This is a genomic window from Pseudomonas sp. GM48 (assembly GCF_000282335.1).
GTDB lineage: Bacteria > Pseudomonadota > Gammaproteobacteria > Pseudomonadales > Pseudomonadaceae > Aquipseudomonas.
On the sequence record NZ_AKJM01000095.1, the window covers coordinates 1 to 12,001 of the forward strand.

9 protein-coding genes and 1 pseudogene are annotated in these 12,001 nt (G+C 60.4%); 3 read left to right on the plus strand and 7 right to left on the minus strand.

Translation table 11 applies throughout. The features are described from left to right. Positions 1 to 163: 163 nt before the first annotated feature. Complete coding sequence (locus tag PMI28_RS12145) at positions 164 to 970, minus strand: class I SAM-dependent methyltransferase (protein ID WP_007987936.1); 807 nt, start codon at positions 968 to 970, stop codon at positions 164 to 166. 170 nt (positions 971 to 1,140) lie between these two features. Between PMI28_RS12145 and PMI28_RS12140 the strand changes: the two genes are divergently transcribed. After that, entirely contained in the window at positions 1,141 to 1,521 is a 381-nt protein-coding gene (locus tag PMI28_RS12140; protein ID WP_007987938.1) for a hypothetical protein, read from the plus strand. A gap of 28 nt (positions 1,522 to 1,549) precedes the next feature. Here the strand turns inward: PMI28_RS12140 and PMI28_RS12135 are convergent, their stop codons facing one another. The 6 genes and pseudogenes from PMI28_RS12135 to PMI28_RS12120 form a co-directional block, all read right to left on the minus strand. Then, entirely contained in the window at positions 1,550 to 2,983 is a 1,434-nt protein-coding gene (locus tag PMI28_RS12135; protein ID WP_007987940.1) for a sigma-54-dependent transcriptional regulator, read from the minus strand. Further along, entirely contained in the window at positions 2,952 to 4,445 is a 1,494-nt protein-coding gene (locus tag PMI28_RS12130; protein ID WP_007987942.1) for a sensor histidine kinase, read from the minus strand. The genes PMI28_RS12135 and PMI28_RS12130 overlap by 32 nt, the downstream gene beginning before the upstream one ends. Before the next feature lie 111 nt (positions 4,446 to 4,556). Further along, positions 4,557 to 5,660 (minus strand): SCO family protein, encoded by a 1,104-nt coding sequence (locus PMI28_RS12125; protein WP_007987944.1) that lies wholly within the window; start codon positions 5,658 to 5,660, stop codon positions 4,557 to 4,559. A gap of 17 nt (positions 5,661 to 5,677) precedes the next feature. Next, the gene (locus tag PMI28_RS30540; protein WP_157395769.1) at positions 5,678 to 5,815 is read right to left on the minus strand and encodes a hypothetical protein; all 138 of its coding nucleotides are present in this window, start codon (positions 5,813 to 5,815) and stop codon (positions 5,678 to 5,680) included. Positions 5,816 to 5,841: 26 nt separating this feature from the next. Then, positions 5,842 to 6,021, minus strand: a pseudogene (locus PMI28_RS31590) (hypothetical protein); the annotation flags it as partial. Positions 6,022 to 6,207: 186 nt separating this feature from the next. After that, positions 6,208 to 7,653, minus strand: a complete 1,446-nt coding sequence (locus PMI28_RS12120) for a sensor histidine kinase (protein WP_007987948.1) — start codon at positions 7,651 to 7,653, stop codon at positions 6,208 to 6,210. 278 nt (positions 7,654 to 7,931) lie between these two features. Here PMI28_RS12120 and PMI28_RS12115 point away from each other — a divergent pair, with 278 nt between their 5' ends. Beyond that, the gene (locus tag PMI28_RS12115) at positions 7,932 to 9,278 is read left to right on the plus strand and encodes a hypothetical protein (protein ID WP_007987950.1); all 1,347 of its coding nucleotides are present in this window, start codon (positions 7,932 to 7,934) and stop codon (positions 9,276 to 9,278) included. 35 nt (positions 9,279 to 9,313) lie between these two features. After that, positions 9,314 to 11,563: an Ig-like domain-containing protein gene (locus PMI28_RS12110; protein WP_007987952.1), complete on the plus strand. Its 2,250-nt coding sequence runs from the start codon at positions 9,314 to 9,316 to the stop codon at positions 11,561 to 11,563. Positions 11,564 to 12,001: the final 438 nt, after the last annotated feature.

A 12,001-nucleotide genomic window follows, 5' to 3' on the forward strand; every position in this document is an offset into this window, starting at 1 on the left:
GACCTTTGGTTCCTTTGGGGCGTTTGCCAAAGGGACTCGCCGTAAGGGCGAAACCCTAAGTGGCCGTGACCGCAGCAACGGATATGTACACGGTCAACAAGAGACAGGTCGGCTATCAGGCCGCCTTCGCGGACCTGCCCGCGATGGCATCAGCAGCCACTACTCAACACTTCACCACCACCCACGTAAAGCACAACGGCAACTGCGCCACCTGCTGCTGATAGCAGTCATAAAGTTCTTCGCGATTGGAGTGCGGGTATTCCTTGAAGTGACGGATCTGCAGCCCTGCCGCAATGGCGGCGCTGAAGAGGTCGCCCAGGGTGTGGACGAACCAGTAGGACGCCGCCGCCGGCTGTTCGACCTTGCCTTCGTAGACGATCGGCTCGTGCTGCACGAACGGCTCGCTACGGAAGTATGAGGTGGCCAGGTGATGAGGATCGGTTGCCTCGGGGTCGAACATTTCCAGAAACGGGTGGGTTTCGTACACCACCAGCGCGCCACCCGGCTTCAGCGTGCGCGCCACATGGCGGAAGAATTCGCCGATGTCCGGCATCCAGTTCAAGACGCCGATGGTGATCAGCGCCAGGTCAAAGCGATCCTGCAATTGAGCCGGCAAGTGGTGTATGTCCGCTTCGATGAATTGCGGTGCATGGGGTGAGCGGGATGCCAGTTCCCGTGCCTGTTCGAGAAACGCGCCGGACTGGTCGACACCCACCACGCTTCGTGCGCCCAGGGCGAACAGCGACAGACTTTCACGGCCGTTGTTGCAGCCCAGTTGCACCACCTCCTTGCCGTCGACACCTGTTTGGGTCAGCAATGCGGTCAGGGTGTCATCCAGGCAGGAAAAATCCGCGTGGGCCACGTCTTTCAACAAGGCTTGCCATTCGCAGGAGTCTTTGTGGTGACGGGCGGAGTCATTCCAGGCATCGCGGTTACTGGCGATGGCTTGTTCTTTTGAAGGCAGTTCCATTGCTCGCTCCAGGGTTCGGGTCGTCGATTTGACCGGCCGGAGTCTAGATCAACCTCATCCTGGCATATGTTACGAACTTGTAATCCGCACAGCGCCGACGGCTGCCCACAGCGGCAGCTATAGTTAATGACCTTGGGGAGTGCGATTAAACCGATTTCGCAGGTGTTGCCATGAAAAAAACCGACCTGACGTTTTTGCTCGCCTTCTGCCTGAGCGCAACCGCTGTCGCCCACGCCGGCGACTTTCCAAACACCACTGACTACAGCAGTGAATTCAACTATTACGGCACCGACCAACCCTTCGCGCACCCCGTACCACCGTCCATCAGCATCGTGCCGCCGGGTTCGTACATCCCGACCGCGCCCGGGGAATTTATTCCGGTTTCGAGCGAGCACGTGTTCTATGACTCGCGCCTGCCGACAGTGGCTGACGCCACGGTTCGTGTGTTTATCCGCTCCTACGATCCGGAGCATGGCGTCTACGTGAATCAGGAAGTCCAGGACTCCGGCTGCATGCTGTCCTGTCTGAGGCAAGGCCCTATGTTGCAGTAAGCCTAGGGGGCGTTCTCAATTGGTTTCCCTACCACTGGCGTTTGTCCGGACGGGCGAGGCCGAGCTTTTCGATCCGGTAGCGCAACATGTCGCGGCTAAGACCCAACAGGCGTGCCGATTTGGTAACGTTCCAGTCGGTCTTGTCGAGCATCTTGCGCACCATATCGCGCTCCACTTCCGGCAGGTTCATGGATTCGGTGCCGTTGCAGGACGGACGCAGTTCGCTGAATTGTTGCGGCTCGTTATGAAACGTCGGTGGCTCATCCACCAGGCTCAGGCAGACGTTCAACTGATGGGCGGCGATGGTGTCGCTTTGCGCCAGCAACACAGTTTGCTCCAGCATGTTGCGCAACTCACGCACATTGCCCGGCCAACTGTAGCTGAGCAGCAACTCTTCGGCCTGATCGCTGAAATGCAGGTTCGGCTTGCCATAGCGTTTGCCATGCACCCCCAGGAAGTGCCGGGCCAGCAGCAGGATATCGTCGCCACGGGCGAACAGACGCGGCACCTTTATCGAAATGATGCGCAGGCGGAAAAACAGGTCGCGGCGGAATTTGCCTTGCTGGACCATTTGCTCAAGATTGCAGTTGGTGGCGCTGATCACCCGCAGATTGACCTTGCGCTCCTTCACCGAACCGACCCGGCGAATGGTCCGGTCTTCCAGCAGTTTCAGCAGCTTGGCTTGCAACAACAGGTCCATTTCACCGATTTCATCGAGGAACAGCGTACCGCCATCGGCCGCTTCCACCAGCCCCATGCGACGATCCTTGGCGTCGGTGAAGGCGCCCTTCTCGTGACCGAACAGTTCCGACTCCACCAGATTGGACGGGATCGAAGCACAGTTGAATTCAATGAACGGGCCTTTGCTGCGCGGGCCGTCGAAGTGCAAGGCCCGGGCCACCAGTTCCTTGCCGGTGCCCGTCTCGCCTTCCACCAGGACGGGCGGCAGATCGCTGTTGGCCATCCGCCGTTCGGCGTCGAGCAACTGGCCGATGGTGCCCTTGAGGTACGCCATCGGTGCCGACTCGCCAATCAGTGCCTGCACCCCCGACTTCTGGGCCTCGCGCTCCTGGTAAAACGAAAGCGTACGCTCCATGCGGTCAGTAGCCAGGGCCTTGTCCAGCAGCAGCTTGAGCTCTGGCAGGGCCACCGGTTTGGTGACGTAGTGAAAGGCACCCTCTTTCATCGCTACCACGGCGTCTTCGACGTTGCCGTAGCCGGTCATCATGATCACTTTCAGATCCGGCGCGCGGATGCGCAGCTTCTGGATCAGGTCGTGACCACTCATGCCCGGCAACGAGTTGTCGGTCAGCACCACGTCAGGAGCGAAAGAACCCAATTGCTCCAGTGCATCTTCAGCCGAGTGGCAGACGGTCACCTCGAAGTCCTTGCGCTCCAGGTAAGTCTGAATATTCTCGGCGAGGATTTCGTCATCCTCGACCAGCAGAATGCTGTGCTCCATACTCCCCTCCCGTTGCCACTTTGAAATTGAGACAAACGCGGGTTCCTTCCTGCTCCCGGCTGGTCAGTTCGACCGAGCCGTCAAACCGCTCCATTATTCTTTTGACCAGGGCCAGGCCTACACCCAACCCGCCTTGCTTGGTGGTGAAAAACGGCTTGAAGACCATTTGTTGCTGTTGTTGGGACATGCCCTTGCCCGTGTCGGTCAGGATCATGCTCAAGTCACCGGGCACCGGGGAGTCGATCTCGATCGTCAGCACGCCCCCCTTGGGCATGGCTTCCAGTGCATTCGCAAACAGGCTATTGAGGATTTGCGTGAGCAGCATCTGTTGGCTGACAACCGGTGGCACGCTGACAGGAGCGAAACGCACTTCGACGTTCGAACGTTTGATCAAGGACTCAAAGGCACTCAACGTGTCATCGAGGGCCAGCACCAGGTCGACCGTTTCACAGTCGTCATTCATCGGCCGCAACGACACCAGCAATTCACGGACCCAGCGCGACATGCGGTCGACCTGATTGATGATGTCGCCAATGTTCTTTTGAGCGCTCTGGGTGGCAATTTCCTGGGCCAGCTCGGCGCTGGAACGGATATTCGCCAGCGGATTGCGCAAGCTGTGGGCGACCGCCGAAGACATCTCGCCAAGGGCGACAAAGGTCTCGTTGGCGATCAGTTGTTTCTGCTGGCTCTGCAACAGCGTCGCTGCGCGTCGCACGATCCAGAACAGCCCCAGGTAAATGGCCGCCCCGCCGATCAGTGTGGCCAGCCAGATTGCCTTGAAGCCACGCTGAATGCGTTCAACCAGATCCAGTGGCTCCTTGTAGATCTCCACCATGGCAATCACTTTGCTTCTGTCGGCGTTGAACATCGGAATGTAATTCTCGACGAACAAATATTCCGGTTCACGCAGCATGCGTTGCTCAGGACGCTGCTCATCGACTTCGTGGTAGCTGGTGGACACCTGGGATTTCATTTCGAAGGATTCGTCCAGCTCATCGTCGCCTTCGATGCGCACGCCGATCAACTCGGGGTTGGTCGACCAGACCACCGTGCGGTCCAGGGCGTACACCGTCGCCAGCAGAATGTCTGGCAGATGCTCCACATGGTCGAGAAACTCAACGCGCGCGGCGGCCCGGGATTCGGGGCTGACATCGGGGTCGGCATGGTCCAGGCGCGGGTCGAGCATTTCGCCCATGGTTCGGCTCGAGACAATGCCGGCATGACGGATTTCGGCCTCGCCAATGGCCTGGATGAACTGTGCGGTCAGCATCGAATCGCGCTCGATGCTTTCGTCGACCACAAAACGCGTGGAGATGTACCCCAGACCCAGCGCCACCGCAGCGATGATCAGAAAGCTCGCCAGGGAGAACCAGCGCAGCAAGTTGAACTGCGGCCGCCACCCCTTGCGTTGTGCAGCCGGAGCGTGTGGCGCGGCTACTTTTTGTTGTTCTAGCATCTGCATGGCTGTGTCCTGGATGCTTGAAATCGAGCCTGTTCAGCCGCTTTCTGTATCAGTGTAGGTGGCATTAATAGCCACTGACCGGCCAACGTAATTCTTTTGACACTACTGCACCTATGGCATGTCGGGTTGCGCAACCCCGTGATGATGCTCCGGCTCCTCGTTACCGCTGACCATGGGCGCCGCCGGCGGATGCTGGCGATTGGTTTCCTCCTGCAGGAAATCGATGATGGACTGGGCGGAAAGCTCATCCAGCCGCAAGTTGGGCATCGCGATCTTGTTGTAGCGATCGAACAGCTCCATCGCAATCGGGTCCTTTTCGGCGAGCATGCGGTCAGGTTCGCGGATCCAGCGGATGAGCCAGGCCGGATCGCGCTGATGGGTCACGCCGATCAGGTCCGGGCCGATGCTGTGCAGGCCGATGCCCTGCCCGTCCAGCGGACCGAGGCTGTGGCAAGACGCGCAGCGGGTGCGGAACAGCTCTTCGCCCTTGCTCGGCGGACGAATTTCCGGAGCGTCGGCGTAGCTTTCTTCCACGCTGGGTTGCTTCCAGTTTTGCAAGGAATTGGCCAGTTGGTCGGCCAGAATCCACGGATTTTCGAACGGCGAGGATTTCATCCAGCGCCCCGTTCCCTGGTTGCCGATGATCAGGCTCAGGTTGTGGTCCTTGTTGCGCCCGTTATCGATGCCTTCAATGAACAGCCCCAGCTTCTTGCGCAGTTCGGTGACGTCGGCGAACTCCCCGGTGAGGAATTTCCACCCGGGCCCGACCTGGAAGCGTTGTGCATAGGCCTTGAGCACCTCGGGGGTATCACTCAAGGGGTCGATGCTGATGGAGTAGAAAAAGATGTCCTTGCCGACCCGATCCCCCAGCAGTTTCTGCACCTGGCGCAGGCGTGCGGTTTCCAGGGGGCAGGAGTCGCTGCACGTGGTGAAGATGAAGTTGATCACCACCACCTTGCCTTTGATCATGTCATCGAAAAAACGCATTTGCTGACCGTCCTGGTCGGTCAACAGGGTGTTGGGAAAATAGTCGCCACCCCACGGGGTGGCGGATTCAACATCAGCGGCCACGGGAGTCGATGCCAGAACACTGGCGGGCGCCGACGTCAGTTGGTTGGTGACCAGCAGGTGGCTGGCCAGCAATCCGGTCACCAACATCAGCACCAGGTCCATGCCCAAGGCTCGTGAGCGTGGTGAACTCGTCTTCATGCTCATGTCGACATCCTCCCTGTTCATGGTTTGACCACCACTTTAGGGCCGAGGCCGTCGCCATTGAGGAGGGTTGGCAGTACGGCAGAGTTCACGCAGCGCACACCGTCCCGGTTGCTGTCGTTGGCGATCATGTGGAATGGCACCCTGGCATAGGACACACCGGAGTCTTTGGAGCCCTGGAACTCGCCGCTGGTTCATCAGCGGGTTCGTCATAATAAGCCGAAGGATCGGATGGCTCTGGCTGTCGCTCATCATCAATGGGGCTGGCGCGCAGTATCGCTGTACCCGGCGTCATCGTCAGCAGGACGCCCAAGGGCGTTAGCAGTCCGGGACGCTTTAAGTTGTACTGCGCTTTTTTCTCCATCACCAGCCGCCTCGAGGTCGTGAAGGGGGGTGATGGTGGATGTGCAAGGACCTCGCCAATCTTGCAATTCTTTTATATAAAAGCATTAACACTCTACAAAACAATGGCTTATCAAAATTGATAGACCACGACCGTGGAAATGTCTGGGGATTGAAACCCGTTAACGGGGATAGTTCATCCCCATTTTCAGGGGACCAGATTAAGCAACAGGCGGACAGTGGTGCCCTCGCCTTCACGACTATCCAGGGTCACCTCACCACCAAAGCGCTCCATGATCCTCTTGACCAGTACCAGCCCGACTCCCAGCCCGCCCTGCTTGGTGGTGAAGAATGGCCGGAAGGCCATGGCGCGCTGTTCTTTGCTCATGCCTTTGCCGGTATCGCTCACCCTCACGCAGACGCGCCGGGCATCGCACGGCTCGATCTGGATGGTCAGCGTACCGCCGCTGTCCATGGCTTCCAGCGCATTGGACAGCAGGCTGTTGAGGATCTGGGTCAGTTGTACCTGCTGGCTCAGGACCATGGGCGTCTGGTCCGGCTCGAACACCACGTTGACCCTGGCCTTGCTGATCTGATGCTCGTAAGCCATCAGGCTGTCATGCAGTGCCGCCACCAGGTTCACCGGTTCAGCCTCGTCATTGAGCGGTCGCAGGGACTGGAGCAACTCCCGTACCCAGTTCGACATGCGATCGACCTGAGCAATGATGTCGTTGATGTTCCCGTGTGCCGGACCGCTGTCGAACTCAATCGCCAGCTCGGCGCTTGAACGGATGGTCGCCAACGGATTGCGTAAACTGTGGGCAACCGCCGAGGACATCTCCCCCAGAGCCACAAAGGTTTCGTTGGTGATCAATTGTTTCTGTTGCGTCGCCAGCAGGATCGCTGCTCGCCGCACGATCCAGTACAGGCCCAGGTAAATCAGACCGCCGCCCAGGGCGGTCGCCAGCCAGATCAGCACCAGGCCGCGCTCCATGCGGTTGATCAGGTCCTGCGGTTCCTTATATATCTCGACCATCGCCGTGACGGTGGTGCCATCGGCATCGAACAGGGGAATGTAATTTTCGATGAAGATGAACTTGGGCGGCTCCACGAACTTCTGCTCCATGCGCGACTTGTCCACTGCGTGGTAACTGGTCGACACAAGAGTCTTCGAATTGAACGCCCGGTCGAGGTCTTCATCGCCATGGATCGTGGTGCCCATCAAGGCCGGGTTGGTCGACCAGATCACCTTGCGATTGGGGGCATAGATGTTGACCAGGATCACGTCCGGCAAATTTGCGATATGGTCGAGGAAATCTTTACGGGCACGGGCGCGTGACAGCGGGTCGACGTCAGGAAAGTCCTTGTCTTTTCGCGGGTCGAGCAACTCGCCCATGGTCCGGACCTTGGGAATCGACACATTGCGCACCTCGACCGAGGCAATCGCCTGAATGAATTGCGAGGTCAATAGCGCATCACGCTGCACGCTTTCGGTGATCACGAATCTTGTAGACACCGCCCCCAGTGCCACCGCCACCGTGCCGATCACCACCATGCTGATCAACGAAAACCAGCGCAGCAGATTGAACGGCTCCCTGCGCGTGTTCAAGCGAACCTCGCTTTCGGTCACAAGTACTTTGGCGATAGTGTTCATGGACACGGTTCCCGGAAACCTCCTATAGGTTTATAGCCCACACATGGCCGTTTGCCCGAACCTGGGTACTGCGATTCCCACCTCCCGCTGCCCCATCTACCCCCAAAGTTGGGGACAGCTGCCCGTCCCCCAACTTCCCGGTCTATCGCCAGCGACTGCGCCTACGCCTTTAGTCCGGGCTTCTCACGGGCGTTTTCGCTGATTGGTATGGAAGTTGCCAAACACCCTGCCAACTGACCAGTCCCCAAGGGGCAGGTACTTCGATAGAGGGAATACTCATGCACCCTTTACTGTCCAAAGCCGCGACTGCCCTGGTCGTGACCGCTCTAGCCCAAGGCATTGCCCAGGCAGCGCTGTTTGCCGTAGACCCCGGACCTTACCTGCCAGCCAATGGCAATTTTGCCGCCTGGTATCAAGATACCCACGGCCGAACCCTTGACCTGTGTTTATCAAAAGCTGTCAGTTCCAGGGTTCCAAGCGCGCCGGGGGCGCCGACTTACATGTGCTCGTTGATTCCGACCCCAGGTATTTTCGACGACACCAAACCGTTGGTCTTCCCGACCAATTTCCCCGACGAAGCGTTCTGGGCCACCGGCGAAACCACCATCGTCGATGCTGCCCGGGGCATTGATCTGACCTATGTCTCGGCGCTCGAAGCAGCCTTCAGTGGCGGTGATCCACTGGAGGGCGACCAGATAAGCTTCGCCCGTATCCGTATTCGCATCGACGTGCCCACCGCCGGTACTTACATCGTCACCCACCCCTACGGCGTCGAAGTGTTCAGCGTCGACACCCCCGGCCGGCGGGCGATCAACATGACCCGGGACATCGGCATCGGTGCGCCAAAAACCTACAACGGCGCGCTCAAGGGCGACGTCGGGCCGTTCCTGCGCAGCGTCAATGGTCCCTACACCGAGACCAACCCGACCACTGGTCAGGCCGAACAATTCGTCGGCGATCCGAACCTCACGGAAGCCGTCACCGGCAGCCCGTTCAACACCAACTACGTACGCATCGAAGGCCCCAATGGCCTGGACTTGCGCACCAACCTCTTCGCCGTATCCGGCAAGTTGTCGACGGTGGTCCGGCCGACTCCGGTGATTGCCGAGCGCAGCACCTACTCGCGACAGGCCGGCACCAGCGCCCCGGTGGCCCAGCAGGACGTGTTCGTGCTGGCCCCGCCACCACCGGCCACCGTGACCCTGGACAGCAACAACCCGGTCCTGAACTTCACCGAAGCGAACACCACCGGCCACTGGTATGCGCAGTCGCCGAACAATCCGACGCTGCCAAGCACCTTGCAAGTGACCGCCGATAACCACCTGGCCATCGCCAGCAGCACGCCGACCACCTTGCCCATGCCGTTGACCGACCTGGTGACGATCTCTCGCGCCGAGTACAGCCTGAGCACCGGGCAAATCACCATCGTGGCTTCAACCAGCGATGAAACGTCGCCACCGGTGCTCACCGCCACCTCCGGCACCGGTATCGCCATCGGCGCCCTGAGTGGTGACGGCGCAGTGAAAAGTCTGGCCACCGGCATCACGCCGATTCCGCCAGCCCAGGTTCGCGTGACGTCATCCAATGGCGGCAGCGATACCGAAGAAGTGGTCATCGTGCAATGAACGCTCACATGCCCGGATCCTCATCAGGAGGCATCATGAACAAATGGCCACGCCTGGCGGTCAACGCCCTGGGACTGACTCTATCGCTGTCCGGCAGTGCTTTCGCGCAACTCGCCGCCGTCGATCCCGGCCCTTACACCTTTGCCACCGGGAAATTCCCGATCTGGTATCAGGACAACAATCAACTGTCGATGGAACTGTGCCAGTCCCGCGCCGCCAGCTCGCGGGTCGCTGCCAGCGTGCCGCCAGCCTATATGTGCACCCTGTTGCCGACGCCGGGTATTTTCGACGACACCCAGCCGATGGTGTTCCCGGATAACTGGCCAGACGAAGCCTTCTGGTTTCTCGCCGAGACCAGCATTCCCGACAACACCGCCGGCTACGGTATGGACGCCTATGTCGCCGGGATAGAAGCGGCATTCGCCGGCGGAAATCCACTCGATGGCGATCAAATCAGCTTCGCGCGGATCCGTATGCGGGTGAACATTCCCGTCGCCGGGACCTACACCATTACCCACCCCTACGGCGTGGAAACGGTCAACGTCACCACCCCCGGCCGTCGTGCGATCAACCTCACCAGGGACGTCGGCATCGGCGCACCGGGTATTTTCAGCGGCGCACTCAACGGTGCGGTCGGTCCGTTCCTGCGCAGTGTCAACGGCCCCTACACCGAGGTGAACCCGGACACCGGCACCGTCGAAACCTTTGTCGGCGACCCGAACCTCACCGAAGCCGTGACCGGCAGCCCCAACAACACCAACTTCGTGCGCATCCAGGGTCCGGCCGGCACTATCCAGACCAACCTCTTCACCCTGTCCGGCAAAGTGCTCGACAACCGTGCGCAAACCGCAGTGGACATGAGCCGTGCCACCTACCGCCGCACAACAGGCACGGACGGCACCAACACCCGGGTCGAAGTGTTTGCCACAGCGGCCAACGGTTCGAGCCTGTGCTTTCGCGAAAGCATCGCCCTGGTGCCCGGCCCGCCCGTGTCACCTTGCCAGACCAACATGGTCAGCGATAACAACGGCGTGTTCTTCGCCCAGCATCTGCTGACCAACGGAACCGTGCCTTCGGTCGTGGTGGTCACCGCCACCAACCCGGCCGGGACCACCCGCCCGACCTCGGTGTCGAGCAAGCTCTCGGACGTGGTGAAAATCCAGACCGCTCGTTACAGCTGGAGCAACCACAGCCTGCTGATCGAGGCCACCTCTACAGACGAAGTGGTGGTTCCGGACATGGTCGCCCAGGGTTACGGACGGCTGTCGAAAACCGGCACCCTGCAAAGCCTGACAGTGCCTGACCTGAGCCAACCCCCTGCAACCGTTACGATCAAATCCGCCGCCGGCGGCAGTGACACCGAGCCAGTCGTCGTAGTCGGTACGGCACCGGACACCGGCGCGAACCAGGCACCGATCGCCGTCGCCGATACCGGCAGCACCAGCTTCGGCGTGCCGATCACCCTCAACCTGCTGGCCAACGACCGTGACCCGGACGGCAACACGCCGCTGAGCATCACCGCGTTGACCCAACCCGCCGCAGGCCAGGGCACCGTGGCACTGAGCGGCACTACAGCGGTGGTCTACACCCCCCCAGCCGTCGTCAACGCACCGCTGACCACGACCTTCACCTACAAGGCCCAGGACGTCAAAGGCCTGGCCTCGACGACAGCGGCAACCGTGACCATTACCGTGGCACCTAACCGGCCTCCGGTGGCAGTCGCCGATGCCGTTACGACACTGGGGGTGGCGATTCCAATCAACGTGTTGGCCAACGACACCGATCCGGAAGGCAACTTACCGCTAGCGGTCGCCAGCTTCACTCAACCACCGGCAGGTCGCGGCACCGTCAGCAGTAACGGCACGGTGCTCACCTACACCCCACCGGCCACCATCACCACAGCCTTCACCACGACCTTTACCTACATCGCCCGGGACAGCTTCGGCGCCCAGTCGACGTCGCCGGCCACGGTCACGGTGCAGGTCTCGCCACGGCCTGTTGCGGAAACCTTCGCAGTGACCACCGCAACGGTGAGCACCCGCTCCAATAACCGCTTCACCTGGAACTTTGCCGGCACCTCATCGGTGACCACCGGCAACACCATCACCGTCAAGGTCACCACGCCGACCGGGCTGGTCACCCTGGGCACTACCTCCGTCCCGGCGAATGGACGCTGGAAGTTGACGGTGAACAACACCACCACGGTCGTTCCGTCGGCGAACCCGACCGCCACCATCACCTCGTCCCAAGGCTCCGTGCGGACGGTGCCGGTGATCGCCAACTGAGCCCGTGCCCCCATTAGCCACGCTGGTTGATGGGGCCGGCTTCAACCCTCTGGAAAACCGCGGCCTCGGGTGGGGAGGCCGCGGTTTTTTGCCGGGTGCATTGATGGAAGCAATCCAGCGGTGGTCTGGCTGCCGTCACTGGCGCGGTGCCCGACCAGGCTCAACCCAATGGGCTTGGACAACTGCAAGTGACTGGTTGACTCGTAAGCCGCCATCGCGAGCAAGCTCGCTCCCACAGGGATCCAGTACATCCGCCAGATTCAGGTCGGCTGGCAGGCCGCCTTCGCGAGCAAGCCCGCTCCCACAGAAGAGCAAAGGCCGAGTGGCGTACACCCACGCTCTTCACCACTCATCAGGCCGAGCGTTAGCTCGCCTGCAGCTTTTGATCTTGATCCACCCGCCCCCTCGGCAGGCTGAGTGGAGGCGTTCATCCGGGGG

Coding starts and splice junctions, on each gene's coding strand:
- PMI28_RS12125 (WP_007987944.1), bottom strand. CDS start 5,660: ATGAGCATGAAGACGAGTTCACCACGCTCACGAGCCTTGGGCATGGAC.
- PMI28_RS12130 (WP_007987942.1), bottom strand. CDS start 4,445: ATGCAGATGCTAGAACAACAAAAAGTAGCCGCGCCACACGCTCCGGCT.
- PMI28_RS12120 (WP_007987948.1), bottom strand. CDS start 7,653: ATGAACACTATCGCCAAAGTACTTGTGACCGAAAGCGAGGTTCGCTTG.
- PMI28_RS12145 (WP_007987936.1), bottom strand. CDS start 970: ATGGAACTGCCTTCAAAAGAACAAGCCATCGCCAGTAACCGCGATGCC.
- PMI28_RS12110 (WP_007987952.1), top strand. CDS start 9,314: ATGAACAAATGGCCACGCCTGGCGGTCAACGCCCTGGGACTGACTCTA.
- PMI28_RS12140 (WP_007987938.1), top strand. CDS start 1,141: ATGAAAAAAACCGACCTGACGTTTTTGCTCGCCTTCTGCCTGAGCGCA.
- PMI28_RS12115 (WP_007987950.1), top strand. CDS start 7,932: ATGCACCCTTTACTGTCCAAAGCCGCGACTGCCCTGGTCGTGACCGCT.
- PMI28_RS12135 (WP_007987940.1), bottom strand. CDS start 2,983: ATGGAGCACAGCATTCTGCTGGTCGAGGATGACGAAATCCTCGCCGAG.